Source organism: Sporosarcina sp. 179-K 3D1 HS (assembly GCF_047228905.1).
Classification (GTDB): domain Bacteria; phylum Bacillota; class Bacilli; order Bacillales_A; family Planococcaceae; genus Sporosarcina.
The window spans coordinates 129877-148958 of sequence record NZ_JBFEGI010000001.1 but is presented as its reverse complement, the minus strand read 5'-3'; the positions used below and the strand labels follow the sequence as shown (position 1 = coordinate 148958).

Below are 19082 nucleotides of genomic sequence, written 5' to 3'. Positions count from 1 at the left end.
TGAAATGCAAATTAACATGTCCGATGGATTTTTGGTTCACGCATTTGTCTTGAAACCGGACCAGGAGCCGCGCGGGCATGTCCATTTAATCCATGGCATGGCTGAACATATTGGCAGATATAAAGAATTTGCATCCTATTTGGCTGGTCACGGGTTTCTCGTTTCGGGCCACGATCATCGGGGGCATGGCAAGACAGTCGACTTAAACGGAAAAACCGGTCATCTGGTAGATGAAAACGGGTTTGAACGGGCAGTCCAGGACAGTTATGAAGTGATTCAATCGATTCGGACACAATATCCGTCGTCCCGCTTCATTTTGTTCGGCCATAGCATGGGTTCGTTTGTCGCCCGTCGGTATGTCCAGCTGCATGGGGAGGAAGTCGATTTGGCCATCTTGTCCGGGACAGGAGGAGATCCAGGGCCGGGTCGACTTGCAGGACAAGTGGTCGCCTATCTGTCCGGTAAAAAAAGTGGATTTGATCAACCGGATCATTTTCTGAACAAGCTTGTGTTTGGCGGGTACAATAAAACGGTTTCAAGTCCGAAGACGCCCTTTGATTGGTTATCCACCGATGGGGAGGCAGTGGAGGCTTATCTAAATGACCCGAAATGCGGCATCGTGCCAACGACCCGGTTCTTCGAAGATTTGTTTGACGGGCTAGCCATCATTACTAAAAAAGAAGAGATCGCCAAGGTGCCAAAGGAATTGTCGGTTCTGCTAATTTCAGGAAATGATGACCCCGTCGGAAGTTACGGAAAAGGCGTCTGGCAGACAGCGAAGCAATATGACGAGGCGGGAATACAAGACGTGACGGTCCTGCTGTTTGAAGGCAAGCGGCATGAATTGCTGCATGAAACAAACCGTCATCAAGTGTTTGATTTTGTGAATGAATGGATGAGTAAACATGAAAATTGACTTGGATGTCCTGGCCATCGTCGGTCCGACTGCATCCGGAAAAACGGCGTTGAGCGTCGAACTGGCCAAGCGGGTCGATGGGGAAATCATCAATGGGGACTCCATGCAGGTGTATAAGGGACTGGATGTCGGTACCGCTAAAATTACGCCGGAAGAAATGGATGGTGTGCCTCATCATCTGTTCGACATTAAAGAACCGGATGAGCCCTTTTCTGTCGCTGACTATCAAGAGGCGGTAAGAGGCTGCATCGCTGAAGTGCAAAAGCGCGGAAAAATGCCGATTATTGTCGGCGGGACCGGGTTATATATTCAATCGGTCCTGTTTGACTTTCGCTTTACGGAAGAAGCGGCCGATCTGCAAGTGCGGGAACGGCTGGAGCGTGAACTCGAAGAGAAAGGTGCTGCGGTTTTGTATGAACGGCTCGCGAAAATCGACCCCGCGAGCGCGGAAAAAATCCATCCAAATAATCATCGCCGGCTTGTCCGGGCACTTGAAATTATAGAAGTGTCCGGGAAGACGAAGGCAGAGCATGAGAATGATGCAGGACAGGCCCCTTTATATAAACATGTCATTATCGGGCTTGATATGGATCGGGAGATATTATATGAAAGGATCAATCAGAGGGTCGATGTCATGATGGAGAATGGGCTGTTACAGGAAGTACAAGATCTATGGGAGCAAGGAATCCGTGGGGTGCAGTCTGTACAGGCCATCGGATACAAAGAGTTGTACAGTTATTTGGAAGGCCGATCCACACTGGACGCCGCAGTGGAAGAGATTAAAAAAAATACTCGGAATTACGCGAAACGACAACTAACCTATTTCCGTAACAAGTTGGAGATTGCTTGGTTTGACGCAGGGAAAGGCACAGCGGAAAATATTGAGAAAATATCTGAATTCATGAAGGATTTCAAAAAGGAAAAGCGAATTAAGTAAGGTAGGTAGTAGAAATATAGGCTGGACAACGGGAGGATTCGACAAATGGCGCAAGGGAATATGCAGGACGTTTTTTTAAATTCGTTACGGAAAAACAATACATTTGTAACGGTATTCTTACTGAATGGCTTTCAATTAAAAGGCCTTATCAAATCGTATGATAATTATACGGTCCTACTAGAATCGGACGGCAAGCAACAATTGATCTACAAACATGCGATTTCCACATACGTTCCATCTAAGCCGGTCGTATTGAAAGAAATTGAATAAGGGAAAAGCGGAATTGGGTCTGGTTGGTGCCCGATTCCGTTTTTTTACTTTCTTTCCTTTTGCAAATCGTACAGAACCGCATCTTGACCTCTGGAAACAGACTGATAAGATGAGGAAGTGACTATTCGATGGAAAGAGGAATCAAAATGCAACTGGATCGATACGACGAGTCCCTTTGGGAACAAGCGGAAGCCATTGAATTAAAGCTGGCTCCGTATTTCAAAAAAGTTGAACGGACGGCATTCTATAACCAACGGAAAGTGCTTGCTGCTTTCCGCCATAATAAAGTGAGCGATTTCCATCTGACCGGCTCGACTGGTTATGGCTATGATGACAGCGGAAGGGATGTCCTGGAGCAAGTGTATGCCGATGTGTTTGGTGCGGAAGCTTGTCTCGTCCGCAATCAGATCATCTCCGGAACACACGCAATTTCCATCAGCTTATTCGGTATTTTGCGTCCGGGGGATGAATTGCTGTATATAACGGGGAAACCATATGACACATTGGAATCCATCGTTTCGGGGAAAGGCAAGGATACCGGTTCACTTGAAGATTATGGGATCGGCTACCGCCATATCGACTTGCTTGAAGACGGTTCCGTCGACTTTGAACAAGTGGTGGCCCATATTAAGCCGAACACGAAAATGATCGGCATCCAGCGGTCCAAAGGCTATTCGGATCGACCTTCCTTCACAGTCGGTCAAATTGCTGAAATGGTTCGTAAAGTAAAAGAGATCAAACCGGAGTTGATTGTATTCGTCGATAATTGCTACGGCGAATTTGTCGAAGAACAGGAGCCGACGGATATCGGAGTGGACTTGATGGCCGGTTCCCTCATAAAAAATCCGGGTGGTGGTTTGGCTCGCACCGGGGGGTATATCGCGGGTCGTGCCGATCTCGTGGAAAAATGCGCCTATCGGATGACTTCGCCGGGGTTGGGAGCGGAGGCAGGCGCTTCTCTGGATACGCTGTTGGAAATGTACCAGGGATTCTTTCTGGCCCCCCATGTGGTGAGCCAAGCGTTGAAAGGGGCTCTATTTACGGCTGCCTTGTTGGAGAGCTATGGAATGAAGACCGCGCCCCATTATGCAGAGGAACGGACCGACTTAATTCAATCTGTTTCGTTTGAGACGGCGGAGCAGATGATCGCATTCTGCCAGACCATCCAGGAAAACTCTCCGATTGATGCGCATTTTGCACCGGAGCCGTCCTATATGCCAGGCTATGCAGACGATGTCATCATGGCGGCCGGCACATTCATCCAAGGGTCCAGCATCGAATTGACTGCTGACGGCCCAATCCGTCCACCGTACACCGCGTATGTACAAGGTGGATTAACTTATGAGCACATCAAAGCCGCCGTCCTTGCTTCTACTTGGAAATTGGTCAACGGGGACTTGTTAGGGGAGTAAGGATGAGGAAGTAGTGCAATGCTTTATGGCTCGGGCGAAATGTCATGGGAAAACAGGGAATTGTCATGGCAATTGGTGAAACTGTCATGGCAATCCGAAAAACTATCATGGCCCGGCCGAGCTGTCATGGGAAAATCGGGAATTGTCATGGCAATCCGAAAAACTGTCATGGCCCGGTCGAACTGTCATGGCAATCCGAAAAACTATCATGGCCCGGACACAATTCCTCCGAGTCCACACAAAAAAGAGCTGCCTACGTTAAAACGAGTAAGCAGCTCTTTTTGTGATTAATGAATCATCCGGTAGACACCAACAACTTTTCCAAGGATGGTAACATTATCGACAATGATCGGGTCCATCGAAGGGTTCTCCGGTTGAAGGCGGAAATAATCCTTTTCTTTAAAGAATCGTTTGACCGTTGCTTCGTCCTCGTCCGTCATAGCAACGACAATCTCACCGTTTTGAGCCGTTTGTTGCTGTTTGACAACGACATGGTCTCCATTTAAGATACCTGCGTCAATCATACTTTCCCCGACAATTTCAAGCATGAATAAATTATCTTCACTTGTGCCGAATGATTCGGGCAACGGGAAATACTCCTCAATATTTTCAATTGCTGTAATTGGAAGTCCGGCCGTCACCTTCCCCACTAACGGAACATGGAGTACGCCTGGTTTCATGGCATCCAAGCCTTCTGGATCGAGAACTTCGATCGCACGCGGTTTCGTTGGGTCTCTACGAATATACCCTTTGCTTTCTAACCTTGCCAGATGGCCATGAACAGTGGAACTGGAAGCAAGCCCGACTGCTTCTCCGATTTCCCTTACGGATGGCGGATACCCTTTTTTCCTGACTTCGTCTTTAATAAAAGTTAAAATATCCTCTTGTCTCTTTGAAATCTTCTTCAAACCATTCACCTCTCAACTAACAATCTAGTAATTTATCTAAATTCAGCAAGATTCCCAATTCTATGGTTGACGCTATGAATGAAGCGCATTCTACTTCAATGGGTTTTTTCAAACGCTTGCTGAATTCAGATAATGCCTCCGGCGGATGTCACAGATTTTGAAAGGAGTCAAGAGGAAGGCAGTCTAAAAGCGCGACGTCCTGTCGCAACGACTGCATGACCTGCATCACGCAGGCCTCAAGCTCGAAAAAATCTGGACGCAATTACGCCGAGGCGTAATTGATTAAATTTCTTACTTTACAGTATAACAGGTGTTCGGGTAATAAGCAAACGCAAGTTCGAGAAAAGGATTGACAAATGGAAGCAAGTGTTCTTATAATGAGAACAAGTATTCCGAACTAACATTCGCAATAGGGGGATTTATACATGGCTTTTATTAAAAACAACTCTTATATCTTACTAATATTTGTAATTTGTATCAGCGCTACATTGATCGGTACGTATAAACTCGCTAAAGAACAAGCTTATACGGAAGTCACCATAACAGAAGGCGACACGCTTTGGGGGCTTGCTTCCTTATATGCTTCCGATAACATGACAAAGGAACAATGGATACGGGAAGTGATCACAATGAACGATCTTTCGGATACTACAATTATTAAAGGGGATACACTGCGCATGCCTGTTGAAGAAGTGAACCTGCCTTATATAGAAAAACATCAAATGGCAGGGATTGGACAATGAGTACAGGAGACAAAACATGCGTCAGTTATTGTCGGGTGAGTACAGAGAAGGAAACACAGGAAATGTCGTTAAAACGGCAGGAAGAAGAACTGCAATCCCTTGCCGCACAACTTGGTTTCCGGCATGTGAGGACATTTACTGACAAGCATAGCGGGTATGACGTGGAGAGGGAGGGTTTGCTCAATCTCTTGGACTACGTACGGGATGAAGGAATTGATGCAGTGCTCATCCAGGATGAGACGAGATTGGGGCGCGGAAATGCTAGAATGGCCGTTCTTCACTTATTAGCTAAAACAGAAACCGCCATTTATTCACATCATGATCAAGGTCCCATTGCACTCAATGAAATGGATACGATGCTTCTTGAAATCTTGGCGATTGTCGAAGAATATCAGCGTAAGCTCCATAACGCAAAAATCAGAAGAGGCATGCAGCGTGCGGTGCGGGAAGGCTATCGTCCCGAGCGGAACTTGAAAAATAGAGGTAATGCAGAAGGCAGGGAAAGAATCGAAGTTCCAATCGATGAAATTGTGGCTCTGCGGGAAAAAGGGTTGACGTACGAAGAAATAACAGGTGTCTTGAAAGGATTGGGCCATGATATTAGCAAGGCGACGGTCCACCGCAGATATAAAGAATACGAGCTAGGACGGGAAGGCTAATTGATTGCACTTTCCGTCCATTTTGTATACGTTTCTCTTAAGCTGATATTTGGATGGAGGAACAGTAATGCTCTCAGAAGAAAAAATTAAACGCATTAATGAATTGTCAAAAAAGTCAAAGACGATTGGACTTTCAATCGAGGAAGCGAAGGAACAGACGCAGTTAAGAAAAGAGTATTTGGAATCCTTCCGTTCCACTATGAGAGATACGATTGAGCATGTAAAAGTGATCGATCCGGATGGCAATGATGTGACGCCCGATAAAGTGAAACGTGCCCGTGACGGCAAATATCTCAATTGACAAACGGAATAGTCTGTCAATTGTATTTATGTTGCCATTTGTCTAAAATGGAAGGTGTAGAAAATAGATGGAACGGGAAAGGATGTACATTGCATGACCCAACAGATTGACCAATTAGCAATTGACACAATACGGACGCTTTCGATCGATGCGATCGAGAAGGCGAACTCCGGACACCCTGGCTTGCCGATGGGTGCGGCTCCGATGGCCTATACACTATGGACGAAACATATGCACCATAATCCTTCAAATCCGGACTGGTTCAACCGTGACCGTTTTGTCCTTTCTGCGGGGCACGGATCCATGCTGTTATACAGCTTGCTTCATCTCGGAGGCTATGGCCTTCCAATGGAAGAGATTAAAAACTTCCGTCAATGGGGTTCCAAAACGCCTGGGCACCCAGAGTACGGCCATACTGTCGGGGTAGAAGCGACAACCGGTCCACTCGGACAGGGAATCGGCATGGCTGTTGGGATGGCGATGGCGGAAAAACATTTGGCCGCTACTTACAATCAACCTGGGTTCGACATTGTCGACCATTATACGTATGCCCTTTGTGGAGACGGCGATTTGATGGAAGGCGTTGCAGCGGAAGCCATTTCGCTAGCTGGTCATTTACAGCTGGACAAACTGATTGTCCTCTATGACAGCAATGATATATCTCTCGATGGTGATCTCCATATGGCGTTTACGGAAAATATCCAAAAACGTTTTGAATCGTATGGTTGGAATTATTTACGCGTGGAAGACGGTAATAATATTGGTTTGATTTCCAAAGCGATCGAGGAAGCTAAAGAGAACTCCGGCGGACCGACAATCATCGAAGTGAAAACGGTCATTGGATATGGATCTCCGAACCGGGCGGGTAAATCGGATGCACACGGTATGCCTCTTGGTGAAGATGAGATGAAGCTGACGAAGGAATATTATAAATGGACATTTGAAGAGGACTTTCATGTTCCAGACGGTGTTTATGAAACATTCCAAGAGGCCGCTGAAACACTGGGTATGCAAAAGGAACAGCAGTGGAACGAGCTGTTTGAGCAGTATGAGGCAAAACACGCTGAGCTGGCGCAGCAATTGAAAGAAGCCATCGAAGGGAAACTGCCGGAAGGATTCGAACAATCCCTTCCATCATACGAAGCGGGTACATCACATGCGACACGCTCTTCATCCGGAGATGCCATTAACGCAATTGCCAAAGTGCTCCCATCCTTCTTCGGAGGAAGTGCAGACCTTGCTGGGTCCAATAAAACCACGATCAAAGGATCAGGAGATTTCCTTCCAGGTGATTACTCCGGACGGAACATCTGGTTCGGGGTCCGTGAATTTGCAATGGGAACTGCTTTAAATGGTATGGCTCTTCACGGGGGACTGCGCGTATTTGGCGGAACGTTTTTCGTTTTCAGTGATTATGTACGTCCGGCTATCCGGTTGTCCGCTTTAATGGGCGTCCCGGTGACATATGTATTCACCCATGATAGCGTAGCGGTCGGGGAAGACGGACCGACCCACGAGCCAATCGAACACTTGGCATCCTTGCGAGCGATGCCGGGATTATCCGTCATCCGACCGGCAGACGCGAACGAGACGATCGCGGCTTGGAATGTGGCTATTTCATCTGAAAACCGTCCGACTGCTCTTGTATTGTCTCGCCAAAATTTGAAAGTCCTGCCGACGACAGCGGAATCCGCTACGGAAGGTGTCAAAAAAGGCGCGTACGTTGTATCACCAGCTACGAAGGACCAAGCAGACGCTATTTTAATCGCGACTGGTTCCGAAGTGAATCTGGCTGTATCGGCCCAAGCGAAACTGAAGGAAGAAGGCATCGATGCAGCTGTCGTTTCTATGCCGTCCTGGGATCTGTTCGAGCAACAGGATGAAGCGTACAAGCAATCGGTCCTTCCGAAAGAAGTGAAAGCCCGTCTCGCGATTGAAATGGGATCCTCATTAGGATGGCATAAATATATTGGAGATGCCGGGGATATCCTAGCAATCGACACATTTGGTGCCAGTGCGCCTGGTGAAACCGTCATCCGGGAATATGGATTCACGGAAGAAAATGTTGTAGCAAAAGTGAAATCATTGATTCAACAATAAAGGATGTAGCTGGTGGATGACCGCAAACTAGCGGTCCCTCCTCTTACCTTTGTTGTAGGGATGTTCGACGGAGATCGACAGGAATGGATCCGTCGGACGACTCCCAATTCATTATGTTCATAGGCTGTTCTGTACACCATCCTGATTTCGGTTTACGGTACAGCTTTTTATTTACACTCGATTGTCGAACATTTCCGACAATAATAGAGTCAATCCTTTCCGCAAACTGACAACCTTTTCATGCTTCATCGTGTAAGCTACAAATAGGAGGTGGATGTCATGAGATCGTACGGCATTTACAAAGTGAAAGAAAGGTATCAATCTTACATTATTGGACGAGAACGGCAATTATATGATCTTTTGAAAAAAGATGGCCGGCGTGAGGTGGACCGGCAGCAGATCCATTACCTTTGCGAACCGCTGGAAGAGGCAATAATTGATAGCGCTATCATTTCCAATTTGGAGAAGGGTTTTGCGACGATTGAGCAAGTGGAAGGCGAGTATCGTCTCACCCACCCGATGAAAGGTTCCATTTGGCTGTCTTTATCTTCCCATGCGCTTCACGTGAACTGCGACGGATCCCGAATGCTCGATTTAGATCTGTTCGTTGCGCTGTCCGCATCGGATAACCGTTTCTTTGCCGTCATGGACGACCGTCGGGAATGGGGTTGGCTCAAACCGGTGAAAACAGCAGACTTTGGAATCGGGGGCGAATCGGTATCTTTATGAACAGTTATATAGGGAACAACAAAAAGAGGCCAGCGGGTAAGTTGCGAATAGGCCTTTTTTTGTTGGGGCGACAAACCCATCATTTACAATCTGGTCATTGCCATGGGTGGCGACTATGGGGTATAATCCTTGATGGTAGCGTATACGCGAATTGCTGAAGTGAAGGAGGTTTTGCGAGTGAGTACAATATGGTGGATCCTGTTGATCATCGTCGCGCTAATCGCAGGTGTGGCTCTCGGATTTTTCATTGCCCGACAATATATGATGAAATATCTAAAAGAGAACCCGCCGATTAATGAAGAGATGTTACGGATGATGATGATGCAGATGGGACAAAAACCTTCACAAAAGAAGATTAACCAGATGATGAATCAGATGAACAAAATTAGCAATAAGAAATAAAAGAATCCCGTTCTGCCGGGTGGTGGGACATGTTCAGTGAAAAGCAAAACCTTTCATGGTTTGATTTTTATATGGATTCTCTACGAACCGCTTTTTCTGTAGGATGTCACACAGGAGAAGTGGTTTTTTATTAGAGCGGGATGCGGGGAAGGGATGCGAAAAGTTGCGAAAGTATGTAGGGGAAATGGCACTCTTGATCACCGCCGTTATTTGGGGCAGCGGCTTCGTGGCTAGTGCCGTAGCATTGGAACATTATACGCCCTATCAAATCTTGGCAGGCCGTTTTCTACTTGGCGCTCTTTTATTAAGTGTGGTATTTGTAAAAAAGCTCAAGTCGATCCGCAAAAGTACGCTTTGGAAGGGAGTCATTCTCGGGTTCTTCCTCTATATCGCGTTTGCACTTCAAACGGTCGGTTTGCAATTTACGACGCCTTCGAAAAATGCATTCCTCACGGCGGTCAACGTGGTCATTGTTCCGTTTCTCGGCTTTTTGATTTATAAGCGTAAAATTGATTGGTATGAACTATTTGGCGCTGTATTGGCCTTGATCGGGGTCGCATTGCTCTCCTTGAAATTTTCGGCGGAGGTTAATGTCGGGGACTTGCTGACGTTATGCTGTGCAGTCGGGTTTGCATTCCATATCTTTTATACGTCGCGGTTCGTCAAGGATGAAGATCCTATCCTATTAACGCTTCTTCAGATGGCGACGGCGGCGGTAATTGGAATTGGAGTTGTCCTGTTCCGTGGGGAAACAGCCTTTTCGATGGATCCAAACGGTGCGATGCCGCTTTTATATTTGGCGGTTTTCTCGACAACGCTTGCGTTTTTATTACAAACAATCGCTCAGAAATTCATTTCGGAAACGAAGGCGGCGATTATTTTGGCGACCGAGTCGTTTTGGGGTATGGTGTTTTCCATAATCATTTTGAGTGAAGTGTTGACGGTGAAAATGCTGTTTGGTGCGTTTTTCATCCTATGTGCCATTTTACTTTCCGAGACGAAGCTTGGATTTTTAAAAAAGAAGCAAATTAAGGAAATTACATAACTGGAGAGGTCAGATGCGGATGCCTACTAAATACTACACATGGTTTACTGTCGCCCTTTTATATGAATCTGTCCATGAAGGACAACCGGAACATATCGATGAGGATTATGATGGTACGACGAAAACATATGAAGAGAGCCATATTTTGGTGAAAGCTACATCAACCGAGGAAGCTTGTGCCCTTGGCCTGCAACTTGGGAAGAACCATGAGCAGACTTATGAGAACCAATATGGGGAGATCGTCCATTGGAAGCTTGTCAAAGTACTAGACTGCTTTGAGCTGTTGGATGACGACATTGCGGTCGGGATGGAAGTTTATTCGCGTTACATCGTGACGACGAAGGACCAAAGCACGAAAGAAGTAATTGAGCGATTTTTTCAGACTTGAATGAAGAAAAAAGCGCAGGGCATCTGGCCAAACTGGATGTGAAAAAACGCTGTTGAGCCATGTTCAACAGCGTTTTTGTTTATGCCTGTAAAAACCCGAATTGACGTAAAAACTTACGTACAGTCTCTTCGTAGGCTTCTGGGTTGTCATTGAACGATTTGGCGTGCGCTCCTTTTTCGAAGAGTTTCAACATTTTGTCGCCTTGTTTTATCTCGTATAACTCTTCGGTCATGGCCGGAAGGATGAAGTCGTCCTCTAGGCTGTGTATGAAGAGGACGGGTTTGGAAATATTTCCGACCACTTCTCTCGGGGACACGAGCTTCGATGTATAGCCGTCGCGGATCCGAAGGAAAAGGTTTGCAATCCGAAGGGCCATCGTTGTCCGAATCGGTGTGTTTTGACGTAATATATGTAGGATCTGCTCCGAGAAATCCGAAAAGGGGCAATCCAGTACGTGGAAGTCCGCTTCGTCTTGAAAGGTGCCGGCATATAAAATCGTCGTCGCAGCTCCCATCGATTCACCATGGATGCCAAGCAATGCGTCCGGGCCGATTTGTTCACGCACGGAATGGACGATGGCTTGTAAATCAATTTTTTCATAGAAGCCGAAACTCGTCGTTTTGCCACCAGAATCCCCATGCCGTCGGTGATCATAGACGACGGAATTGAAGCCGAGCCGTTCAAAGAGCCGGGCATATTTCGTGGAATTGATCTTATTCTCCGTCACCCCGTGGCAAATGATGACGGTGCGGTCCGTGTCCAATGGCGTCAAGTGAACGGCCCTCAGACGATAACCGTTCGGCGAATCAATCCATAGCTCCTCTTTCCGGACGGTTTCATACCACTTTTCATCGAAACGTTTTGCCAGTGTCTCCCTTTTCAAAATCACTTCGGAATCCTTCATTTTAATAAACATTAACCGATTGGTCGCGACCACGCCAAAAAGGGTCGCTATTGCAGCAAACACGCCTGAAATGACGCCGCTTATATAAAGGATGCGCCGTTTCAATCAATTCAACCTCCTATAGCTGATCGTTGACAAACAATCTATACATGCCGGTTTCGATCGGACGTGAAACATGCGGCGCGATGAGTGCCACGGCTTCACAAACCTGTTTTACATCGACACCCGTCTCAATACCGAGCGTGTCAAGCATATGGACGACATCTTCCGTCGCAACATTGCCCGTAGCTCCTGGTGCGAAAGGACAGCCTCCAAGACCACCCGCCGACGTATCGAACCGGTCGACGCCTGCTTGCAACGCCGCATAAATATTGGCAATGGCCATTTTCCGCGTGTCGTGGAAATGGGCCGTTATGAGAACATCAGGTAATTCCTCTTTCAAACGTGAAAATAACGCATAACTCTCTTGCGGATTCGCTCTACCGATCGTATCTGCCACACTCAGTTCGTCTGCCCCCATCGAGACGAACCGTTTACATAGCGAAACGACGTCCTCCATATCCATCTTTCCCTCATATGGACAATAAAACGCAGTGGAAATGCAGGCACGCACAAAAATATTGTCCTGCTTCAATTTCGTGATGACCGGTTCTAGCGAACCCATGCTTTCCTCAGTAGAACGATTGATATTTTTTTGGTTGAATGAATTGCTTACCCCTACGAAAACAGCAACGCTTTGCGCATTTGCTTCCAGCGCGAGTTCCGCACCTTTCGCATTCGGCGCCAAGACGAACTGGCGTCCGACATGCGGTGATTCTGCCACAATCTCTTTGGCATCCGCCATTTGTGGGACCCATTTCGGCGAAACGAACGATGTGAGCTCCATTTCCTGGATGCCCGCTATCTGCAACGCCTTGATAAACGCCAGCTTTTCCTCTGTTTCGACAAATTTCTTCTCGTTTTGCAGACCATCTCGAGGTCCAACCTCGATAATTGTCACATTGTTTGGTAAAATGAACATACCATCCCTCCTCAATTCTATTGTACTGAAGGGATGACACTAGAATCAATGATTATCCAAATTAAGGGGGAAAATAATGTGGCAACAGAAGTGGTTATCGTCAGTGCGGTCAGAACTCCAATCGGGTCGTTCCTCGGCTCGTTGAAAAATGTCTCTGCAACTGAACTTGGGGCAATTGTGATAAAAGAAGCGTTAGCGCGTGCAGGGGTAGCACCGGAGAGCGTAGATGAAGTCATTATGGGGAATGTACTTCAAGCGGGCCTTGGCCAAAATCCGGCGCGACAAGCAGCCATGAAAGCGGGACTTCCGGAAACGGTCCCTTCCATGACGATCAATAAAGTGTGCGGATCTGGATTGAAGACCGTTCACTTGGCAAGACAGGCGATTGTGGCAGGGGATGCGGACATCGTCGTGGCAGGCGGCATGGAGAATATGAGCCAAGCGCCTTATGTAATGAAGAACGCACGAGATGGTTTTAAAATGGGAGATCAAAAAGTCGTTGACAGCATGATTACAGATGGATTATGGTGTGCATTCAATGATTATCATATGGGGATTACGGCGGAGAATCTGTGCGACCGCTATTCGATTACACGGGAAGAGCAAGATGAATTTGCAGCCCGTTCGCAAGCAAATGCCGCAGCGGCAGCCGAGGCAGGACGTTTCAAAGATGAAATCGTTCCGATTGAGATTCCACAGCGAAAAGGCGATCCGATCCTTTTCGCTGAAGATGAATATGTTAAAGCAGATTCGACAGCAGAAAAGCTGAGCAAACTACGTCCAGCTTTCAAGAAAGAGGGCAGTGTCACGGCTGGTAATGCTTCAGGTATTAACGATGGAGCTGCGGCACTCGTCATCATGTCCAAAGCGAAAGCGGAAGAGCTTGGCCTGACACCTCTCGCTACAATCGCAGCGAACGCGAGTGCAGGCGTAAATCCATCCGTCATGGGAATCGGCCCGGTTCAAGCGGTGAAAAATGTATTGAAGAAAGCGGATATGCAGTTAGCGGACATCGACCTCGTGGAGGCAAACGAGGCGTTTGCGGCCCAATCGCTCGCAGTCGATCGAGAGCTCGGTTTTGATCACTCCAAACTCAACGTCAACGGAGGTGCCATTGCGCTCGGTCACCCAATCGGGGCAAGCGGTGCACGGGTTCTCGTTACGCTACTGCATGAAATGCAGCGTCGCGATGCCAAAACGGGCCTTGCTACATTATGTATCGGTGGTGGCCAAGGGGTCGCGACAATTGTAAAACGTCCTTGAAGGTAGGCAGGTGAAGAAAAGAAATGGCGAAGAAACGAAAACAAGCCGCTACTCCCAAGAAACAAGTTGATGGCGGGAATGTAACGGTATCGGACGCACTGGATGAGGATGTGCTCGCCAAGCTGAAAGCGGCAAAACAGGAACTCTCTGCTGCCGAATCAGCGAAAGAGGAAGAGCGCCAAGCCCAGCTTTTGCGGGAACGGAAAGAACGGGAGAAGAATAAAAGTTTTGCAGAATTGCTTGATGAATATGGGGATCTTGGATCGAAATTTTAATCTACAAAAAAAGCAAAGACGCACATCGGGTTTATCTCTGGTGTGCGTTTTTGCGTAGGAGAGCAAGTGGAAGTCCGTTCAGAACAAAAACGCCAGTCCCCGAAGAGGCGGACTTGCGTAGCATTCATTTCTGGGCCAATTGTTGCTGCGCTAGCTTGATCATTTCTTTTACCATAGTGCCACCGATCGGGCCACCAATTTTACCGGCTTCTTCTGCAGTCAGTTTTCCGTTATAGCCACGGGATAGGGGAATTCCCAGTTCATCGGCGATTTCAAATTTGGCGCCATCGGGGTGATCGGCCCTATAGCCTTTTGCTTTCATTACATCTTGCTTCAATTGATCCAAAGCTGGGCGCGCTTCCGGCACTAAAATTCGATTGTTTTTTCCCATTTGCTTTCCTCCTTTTATTCGTAGTGTGTCCGGAAAAAGAAAAATCACTACTTGAAAAAAGAGGTCAATTTCATGTTTGTTGTGCACACAGAAAAAGCATGGTCCCGCGGGACCCATGCTTTTCTGACCCCTAAAGAGGGGAGCACCGGAAAATTCGACATTTTTCCATCATACAAACTGTTCTTTCTGACGATCTTGTAACGCTCGCCAGTGCAGTTTGATCGATCTGACCCGTCTGCCGTTCCGGCGAGGACGTCGGTCTTCCATTCCTCACGGTGTCAGTCTCTCAGTAGCACTTCCACAAAAAACTTCACCTCTACTGCTTGGTTCACAAAGTGGTTGAAACGGATGACTCATCGTTTCATACGAGTGTCCCTGTCGCCAGCAAAGCAAATTTTCCGCCAAGGCTGTGCATTTCTACGTCGGAACCTCGTGCAGGTAGCTCGTCTGCCCCGGTGTTCCGCCGGTCGTTCTGCCTTGTATTTGTTATATACCCGTCTTCACACATCGTAAACCTTTTTTATAATATTTCTTCAATTTATTTTTGCGTCGTCCCTGATGCCCGGTTTTTATTGTATAGTATAGGAAGAGACCTTCTTGGCCTTGTATCCGCCTGCCCTAGCGCGAGGGGGCAGGAGCCTAGCTTTTGAAAGGAAGTCTAATTGGTTGTGAGGAATCTGTTTACGAAATCCAACCTCGCCCTTCTATTATTAGTTTTTTTCTGGGGGGCCAGTTGGTCGGTTTATAAAATGACGTTGCTCCATATGCCACCTGTGTTATTTGCGGGCATTCGCGCCTTGTTAGGTGGTTTGCTGTTAGGCGCCTTCGTCTTTGCGAAGCGGAGCGAAATACGGTGGCGGGAAAACTGGAAAAAGTACGTGATTTCATCTTTATTTAACTCGATCCTCTTTTTTGGTTTGCAGACGGTCGGCCTCGTATATTTGCCAGGCGGCCTTTTTTCGGTACTTGTGTATTTCCAGCCTGTGTTGCTCGGCTTGTTCGCATGGTTGTGGCTCGGCGAGTATTTGGCGCCTGTGAAAATTGTCGGCCTGCTTTTCGGTTTTGTTGGCATCATTATTGTAAGTATCGACGGGCTGCTTGTGCATATTTCGGTCATTGGTGTGATGCTCGGTCTATTGACGGCCCTCTGTTGGGCATTGGGGACGGTATATGTAAAAAAAGTGAGCCGGGATATCAATGCGTTCTGGATGGTCTCCCTTCAAAGTATTGTTGGTGGATCCGTGTTGCTTGGGGTGGGATCGATGACGGAAAGCTGGTCTGCCATTGAATGGACGATCCCGACATGGATTGGCATCGGTTACGGGGCGACCTTCGGGATTCCGATTTCCTATGTCATTTATTACACATTGGTCAATGCGGGAGAGGCCAGTAAGGTCGGTTCATTCACTTTTCTCGTTCCAATCATTGCCGTTTTCATCGGTACGGTATTCTTTGGGGAGCCGTTGACGTACACGCTGCTCGTTGGTTTGCTGCTCGTCGGCCTGAGCATTTATCTGAATTCAGCAGAATTCCCCTACTTCATTAAGTCGGGATAATACTAGTGTTCTCCACTTAAGCGGGGGTTCAAACGCTCGCTGAATTCAGATAAAGCCTCCAGCGGATGTCACAGACTTTCAGAGGGAGCAAGCTCGAAAAAGTCTGGACGCAATTACGTCAAGGCGTAATTGATTTTGTTAATTACAATGGAAAAAAGAGCGAGTCGCTTGTACATAAGGAGACAATATGAATAATAAAAATAAAACGGTCGTCCGCTCCATGGATATTTTGAATTTATTCATCGATCATGCGGAGTTGACCTTTCAAGAAATCATTGATATCTCAGGGATTCCGAAGACGTCGGTATATCGGATGTTGCAGTCGTTGGAGGAGATGGGTCTGTTGGAGAAAGGCGCCGATGCGAAGTACCGGTTGGGTCTGCTTTTCTTGAAATTCGGTCATTTGGTGCTGGCGCGGCTAGATATCCGGAAAGTTGCCTATCCGATCATGGAAGCCCTCCATAAAGAGGTTAAAGAGGCAATTAACCTCATTGTCCGGGAAGGGGACGAGGCGGTTTACGTTGAAAAGATTGATATGTATCAGAAAGTTCGGCTCTATACCGCAATCGGACGGAGGAGTCCGCTTTATGCAGGGGCATGCTCGCGCGTTATCTTGTCCCATTTGCCGGAAGAAGAAATTGAAGCGTATTTGGAGTCGGTGGAATTGAAGCCGTTTGCTCTTGGTACAATTACGGATAAGGAAACGTTAGTGGAGTCGATTCGCCAAGCGAAAATCGATGGGTATACGCTAAGTCATTCTGAATTGGAAAATCATACATCCGCTGTCGCGGCCCCCATTTTCAACCATAAAGGGGAAGTCGTTGCGGGCATTAGTATTGCCGGAATTGAAGCGAATTACCAAAGCGAACAAATTGACTATTTGCGGGAGCGGGCCAAGGAGGCAGCACGTCAAATTTCATGGCGATTGGGATACGCCAGTGCAGAAGAGTAATAGGAAAATGAAAAGCAGGCGGAGACCGATCTCCGTCTGCTTTATTTTTGTTTAAGTCGAATTCCAATATGGATTTCTTTCATAATTTGGGTATGACGCAGCAACTCCTGTTCCGCTTCTTCGAAGGAGATCGCTTGGAATCGGACGTTGGCGTTCGGCTGCAGTTGGGCGAGCGTCGGCAAGTCGGCGGAAATGACTTGTGCGATTTTCGGATAGCCGCCAGTCGTTTGGCGATCGGCCATCAAGATGATAGGCTGTCCGTTCGACGGGATTTGAACGGTGCCATACGTGACCCCCTCCGAGAGTAATTCAAATTTATCTTCCAAGGAGAGGGAAGGCCCTTTGAACCGGAATCCCATCCGGTCCGCATCGGTTGTCAGTGTGTACGATTCATTTACGAGCCTGTGACGGCTGGCTTCATCGAAACGGTCAAATTCGGTCCCATGAACGACCCGGATCTTTTGTTCTTTGCCGAAGCGTAGCACTTCATCATAGCGGACAGACCATTTCGCAGGGCTGATTTTCAGTTGATCGAGGACGGCTTGATTCTGACGCGAAAAAGCGGAGCCGAACGCCAAGCGATCGCCTTTTTGAATGGCTCTTCCATGAAAGCCGCCGATGCCAGCTTTTAAGTAGGTGCTTTTGCTGCCCATCACTTCAGGAATATTAAATCCGCCGGCGATGGCAATATAGGCACGGCTCCCTTTTTTGGCTGCTTTGAATTTGAGGATGGAACCTTTTCGGACGAGTATCGGCCTCCATGTTGGAGCGGGCATGCCATCGAGTAACGCAGTCAAGTCGGCTCCTGTAATGGCGATGACCCCGTCTTTTTCAAATTGTAAACTCGTTCCGAACATTGTCACTTCCAACGCCCCTTCGTTGTCCGTGTTGCCGACGAGCCAATTGGCAATCCGCATGGAATAGGAATCCATGGCGCCGCTGACAATGACCCCAAATTGTTGATAGCCATATCTCCCTTTATCTTGGATTGTGGCCAGGGCGCCTGGATGTAGAACGTGGATTGTCATTGCTTCACTTCCTTCATTTCGTCGTATTCCTCAGGAGTGATGGGAGTAAACTTGATTTTATCTCCCGATTGCAAGCGGGTTGGGGGCGTCAGCTCAGGAAGGAACAAGTCAACTGGCGTGCGACCAATGATTTGCCAGCCTCCCGGTGTTTCCAAAGGGTAAATTCCGGTTTGCTTCCCTGCGATTCCGACAGATCCAGGAGGGATGGACAAACGCGGCGAATCTTTCCGAGGCGTGGCGATACGTTCATCCATCCCACCCATGAACGGAAATCCCGGCGCGAAGCCGATCATATAGACGAGATAGTCACTCCCCGAATGGATGTCGATCACTTGATCCGTTGTTAATCCATTCACCTGGGCTACATGCTCCAGATCAGGGCCGAATTCACCGCCATACAAAACGGGAATGGTGACGATATTTCCTGCACTGGAACCGCTTTCTCCTAGTTGTTGAATCAAACCTAGAATGTAAGCGCTCACCTTTTGGAATGAAGATTGTGCTTCAGCGCTATGCGATTGAAGGACTAGGGTCGGATCATAATAGACTGTAATATTATTATAAGCCGGGACACATTCGATCCATCCTTCAAAAGGCTGCTCGTTAAGAAGACGTAGCAAGTTTTTCACCTTTTCATGGATGGCTGGATCGATGCCTGCACCGAGTTGGACGTGTAAAGCCGAGTCTCCGAGAGGCTTGATCAATGGTTTAGTTTGTAATTCTAGCATCATAATAACCCCCTGTTGTTTCGAAATTCGGTACAGGTGTTCTAGAAATCGGATCTATATTTATTATAAAGGGAACTGTTTAAAAAACAAGACATGAAGTTTGAAAAGAGAGAAATTGATTCGTTTGTCTATTCAAAAATAATAGTTTGTGATA

24 protein-coding genes are annotated in these 19082 nt (G+C 47.4%); 17 read left to right on the top strand and 7 right to left on the bottom strand.

Going from position 1 to position 19082, the window contains the following annotated elements:
* Nucleotides 1-4 precede the first annotated feature (4 nt).
* The 5 genes from AB1K83_RS00795 (at nt 5) to AB1K83_RS00775 (ending at nt 3826) form a co-directional block, all read left to right on the top strand.
* Complete coding sequence (locus tag AB1K83_RS00795) at nt 5-916, top strand: alpha/beta hydrolase (protein WP_413056593.1); 912 nt, start codon at nt 5-7, stop codon at nt 914-916.
* Complete coding sequence (gene miaA / locus AB1K83_RS00790) at nt 906-1853, top strand: tRNA (adenosine(37)-N6)-dimethylallyltransferase MiaA (protein ID WP_413056249.1); 948 nt, start codon at nt 906-908, stop codon at nt 1851-1853. Before AB1K83_RS00795 ends, miaA begins: the two co-directional genes overlap by 11 nt.
* Before the next feature lie 45 nt (nt 1854-1898).
* A complete protein-coding gene (hfq, locus tag AB1K83_RS00785; RefSeq protein WP_413056248.1) occupies nt 1899-2123 on the top strand; it encodes an RNA chaperone Hfq in 225 nt (74 codons plus the stop codon).
* Between the two features lie 146 nt (nt 2124-2269).
* Nucleotides 2270-3535: an aminotransferase class I/II-fold pyridoxal phosphate-dependent enzyme gene (locus AB1K83_RS00780; protein ID WP_413056247.1), complete on the top strand. Its 1266-nt coding sequence runs from the start codon at nt 2270-2272 to the stop codon at nt 3533-3535.
* Between the two features lie 18 nt (nt 3536-3553).
* The gene (locus AB1K83_RS00775) at nt 3554-3826 is read left to right on the top strand and encodes a hypothetical protein (protein WP_413056246.1); all 273 of its coding nucleotides are present in this window, start codon (nt 3554-3556) and stop codon (nt 3824-3826) included.
* Here the strand turns inward: AB1K83_RS00775 and lexA are convergent.
* Nucleotides 3823-4443: a transcriptional repressor LexA gene (gene lexA / locus AB1K83_RS00770; protein WP_413056245.1), complete on the bottom strand. Its 621-nt coding sequence runs from the start codon at nt 4441-4443 to the stop codon at nt 3823-3825. The genes AB1K83_RS00775 and lexA overlap by 4 nt on opposite strands.
* A 425-nt stretch (nt 4444-4868) precedes the next feature.
* On the opposite strand from lexA, the gene AB1K83_RS00765 reads away from it, so the two are divergent.
* The 8 genes from AB1K83_RS00765 to AB1K83_RS00730 all read left to right on the top strand — a co-directional run bounded on the left by AB1K83_RS00765 (nt 4869) and on the right by AB1K83_RS00730 (nt 10810).
* Nucleotides 4869-5186, top strand: a complete 318-nt coding sequence (locus AB1K83_RS00765) for a LysM peptidoglycan-binding domain-containing protein (RefSeq protein ID WP_413056244.1) — start codon at nt 4869-4871, stop codon at nt 5184-5186.
* Nucleotides 5183-5845 carry a recombinase family protein gene (locus AB1K83_RS00760; protein WP_413056243.1) on the top strand — a complete coding sequence of 221 codons (663 nt, stop codon included), beginning with the start codon at nt 5183-5185 and terminating at the stop codon, nt 5843-5845. Before AB1K83_RS00765 ends, AB1K83_RS00760 begins: the two co-directional genes overlap by 4 nt.
* A 67-nt stretch (nt 5846-5912) precedes the next feature.
* On the top strand, nt 5913-6146 hold the full coding sequence (locus AB1K83_RS00755; RefSeq protein ID WP_413056242.1) for a DUF896 domain-containing protein: 234 nt from the start codon (nt 5913-5915) through the stop codon (nt 6144-6146).
* A 93-nt stretch (nt 6147-6239) separates the two neighbouring features.
* A complete protein-coding gene (gene tkt, locus AB1K83_RS00750; RefSeq protein ID WP_413056241.1) occupies nt 6240-8246 on the top strand; it encodes a transketolase in 2007 nt (668 codons plus the stop codon).
* A gap of 279 nt (nt 8247-8525) precedes the next feature.
* Nucleotides 8526-8975, top strand: a complete 450-nt coding sequence (gene sirA, locus AB1K83_RS00745; RefSeq protein ID WP_413056240.1) for a sporulation inhibitor of replication protein SirA — start codon at nt 8526-8528, stop codon at nt 8973-8975.
* Nucleotides 8976-9152: 177 nt separating this feature from the next.
* Nucleotides 9153-9377, top strand: coding sequence for a YneF family protein (locus AB1K83_RS00740; RefSeq protein WP_413056239.1), 225 nt, complete (start codon nt 9153-9155; stop codon nt 9375-9377).
* A gap of 163 nt (nt 9378-9540) precedes the next feature.
* Nucleotides 9541-10422, top strand: coding sequence for a DMT family transporter (locus AB1K83_RS00735; RefSeq protein ID WP_413056238.1), 882 nt, complete (start codon nt 9541-9543; stop codon nt 10420-10422).
* 19 nt (nt 10423-10441) lie between these two features.
* A complete protein-coding gene (locus tag AB1K83_RS00730; RefSeq protein WP_413056237.1) occupies nt 10442-10810 on the top strand; it encodes a DUF4288 domain-containing protein in 369 nt (122 codons plus the stop codon).
* Between the two features lie 79 nt (nt 10811-10889).
* On the opposite strand, the gene AB1K83_RS00725 is transcribed toward AB1K83_RS00730, so the two are convergent.
* Nucleotides 10890-11819, bottom strand: coding sequence for an alpha/beta hydrolase (locus AB1K83_RS00725; RefSeq protein ID WP_413056236.1), 930 nt, complete (start codon nt 11817-11819; stop codon nt 10890-10892).
* A gap of 13 nt (nt 11820-11832) precedes the next feature.
* Nucleotides 11833-12735, bottom strand: coding sequence for a hydroxymethylglutaryl-CoA lyase (locus AB1K83_RS00720; RefSeq protein WP_413056235.1), 903 nt, complete (start codon nt 12733-12735; stop codon nt 11833-11835).
* 78 nt (nt 12736-12813) lie between these two features.
* Here AB1K83_RS00720 and AB1K83_RS00715 point away from each other — a divergent pair, with 78 nt between their 5' ends.
* Both AB1K83_RS00715 and AB1K83_RS00710 read left to right on the top strand, forming a co-directional pair.
* Nucleotides 12814-13998, top strand: a complete 1185-nt coding sequence (locus AB1K83_RS00715; RefSeq protein ID WP_413056234.1) for an acetyl-CoA C-acetyltransferase — start codon at nt 12814-12816, stop codon at nt 13996-13998.
* Nucleotides 13999-14021: 23 nt separating this feature from the next.
* Nucleotides 14022-14273, top strand: a complete 252-nt coding sequence (locus tag AB1K83_RS00710; protein ID WP_413056233.1) for a YqkE family protein — start codon at nt 14022-14024, stop codon at nt 14271-14273.
* 124 nt (nt 14274-14397) lie between these two features.
* Here the strand turns inward: AB1K83_RS00710 and AB1K83_RS00705 are convergent, their stop codons facing one another.
* Both AB1K83_RS00705 and AB1K83_RS00700 read right to left on the bottom strand, forming a co-directional pair.
* Nucleotides 14398-14664: a small, acid-soluble spore protein, alpha/beta type gene (locus tag AB1K83_RS00705; protein WP_413056232.1), complete on the bottom strand. Its 267-nt coding sequence runs from the start codon at nt 14662-14664 to the stop codon at nt 14398-14400.
* A gap of 361 nt (nt 14665-15025) precedes the next feature.
* On the bottom strand, nt 15026-15172 hold the full coding sequence (locus tag AB1K83_RS00700; protein WP_413056231.1) for a hypothetical protein: 147 nt from the start codon (nt 15170-15172) through the stop codon (nt 15026-15028).
* Nucleotides 15173-15332: 160 nt separating this feature from the next.
* Between AB1K83_RS00700 and AB1K83_RS00695 the strand changes: the two genes are divergently transcribed.
* Entirely contained in the window at nt 15333-16220 is an 888-nt protein-coding gene (locus AB1K83_RS00695) for a DMT family transporter (protein WP_413056230.1), read from the top strand.
* Nucleotides 16221-16407: 187 nt separating this feature from the next.
* Nucleotides 16408-17172 carry an IclR family transcriptional regulator gene (locus AB1K83_RS00690; protein ID WP_413056229.1) on the top strand — a complete coding sequence of 255 codons (765 nt, stop codon included), beginning with the start codon at nt 16408-16410 and terminating at the stop codon, nt 17170-17172.
* A gap of 41 nt (nt 17173-17213) precedes the next feature.
* On the opposite strand, the gene AB1K83_RS00685 is transcribed toward AB1K83_RS00690, so the two are convergent.
* Both AB1K83_RS00685 and pxpB read right to left on the bottom strand, forming a co-directional pair.
* On the bottom strand, nt 17214-18200 hold the full coding sequence (locus tag AB1K83_RS00685) for a biotin-dependent carboxyltransferase family protein (RefSeq protein ID WP_413056228.1): 987 nt from the start codon (nt 18198-18200) through the stop codon (nt 17214-17216).
* Nucleotides 18197-18928 (bottom strand): 5-oxoprolinase subunit PxpB, encoded by a 732-nt coding sequence (gene pxpB / locus AB1K83_RS00680; protein ID WP_413056592.1) that lies wholly within the window; start codon nt 18926-18928, stop codon nt 18197-18199. Before pxpB ends, AB1K83_RS00685 begins: the two co-directional genes overlap by 4 nt.
* Nucleotides 18929-19082 lie beyond the last annotated feature (154 nt).

What these genes read in the sequence shown, in the direction of transcription:
- AB1K83_RS00795 (WP_413056593.1), top strand. Translation starts at nt 5, where the DNA reads ATGCAAATTAACATGTCCGATGGATTTTTGGTTCACGCATTTGTCTTG.
- miaA (WP_413056249.1), top strand. Translation starts at nt 906, where the DNA reads ATGAAAATTGACTTGGATGTCCTGGCCATCGTCGGTCCGACTGCATCC.
- hfq (WP_413056248.1), top strand. Translation starts at nt 1,899, where the DNA reads ATGGCGCAAGGGAATATGCAGGACGTTTTTTTAAATTCGTTACGGAAA.
- AB1K83_RS00780 (WP_413056247.1), top strand. Translation starts at nt 2,270, where the DNA reads ATGCAACTGGATCGATACGACGAGTCCCTTTGGGAACAAGCGGAAGCC.
- AB1K83_RS00775 (WP_413056246.1), top strand. Translation starts at nt 3,554, where the DNA reads ATGCTTTATGGCTCGGGCGAAATGTCATGGGAAAACAGGGAATTGTCA.
- AB1K83_RS00765 (WP_413056244.1), top strand. Translation starts at nt 4,869, where the DNA reads ATGGCTTTTATTAAAAACAACTCTTATATCTTACTAATATTTGTAATT.
- AB1K83_RS00760 (WP_413056243.1), top strand. Translation starts at nt 5,183, where the DNA reads ATGAGTACAGGAGACAAAACATGCGTCAGTTATTGTCGGGTGAGTACA.
- AB1K83_RS00755 (WP_413056242.1), top strand. Translation starts at nt 5,913, where the DNA reads ATGCTCTCAGAAGAAAAAATTAAACGCATTAATGAATTGTCAAAAAAG.
- tkt (WP_413056241.1), top strand. Translation starts at nt 6,240, where the DNA reads ATGACCCAACAGATTGACCAATTAGCAATTGACACAATACGGACGCTT.
- sirA (WP_413056240.1), top strand. Translation starts at nt 8,526, where the DNA reads ATGAGATCGTACGGCATTTACAAAGTGAAAGAAAGGTATCAATCTTAC.
- AB1K83_RS00730 (WP_413056237.1), top strand. Translation starts at nt 10,442, where the DNA reads ATGCCTACTAAATACTACACATGGTTTACTGTCGCCCTTTTATATGAA.
- AB1K83_RS00720 (WP_413056235.1), bottom strand. Translation starts at nt 12,735, where the DNA reads ATGTTCATTTTACCAAACAATGTGACAATTATCGAGGTTGGACCTCGA.
- AB1K83_RS00710 (WP_413056233.1), top strand. Translation starts at nt 14,022, where the DNA reads ATGGCGAAGAAACGAAAACAAGCCGCTACTCCCAAGAAACAAGTTGAT.
- AB1K83_RS00705 (WP_413056232.1), bottom strand. Translation starts at nt 14,664, where the DNA reads ATGGGAAAAAACAATCGAATTTTAGTGCCGGAAGCGCGCCCAGCTTTG.
- AB1K83_RS00700 (WP_413056231.1), bottom strand. Translation starts at nt 15,172, where the DNA reads ATGTGTGAAGACGGGTATATAACAAATACAAGGCAGAACGACCGGCGG.
- AB1K83_RS00690 (WP_413056229.1), top strand. Translation starts at nt 16,408, where the DNA reads ATGAATAATAAAAATAAAACGGTCGTCCGCTCCATGGATATTTTGAAT.
- AB1K83_RS00685 (WP_413056228.1), bottom strand. Translation starts at nt 18,200, where the DNA reads ATGACAATCCACGTTCTACATCCAGGCGCCCTGGCCACAATCCAAGAT.
- pxpB (WP_413056592.1), bottom strand. Translation starts at nt 18,928, where the DNA reads ATGCTAGAATTACAAACTAAACCATTGATCAAGCCTCTCGGAGACTCG.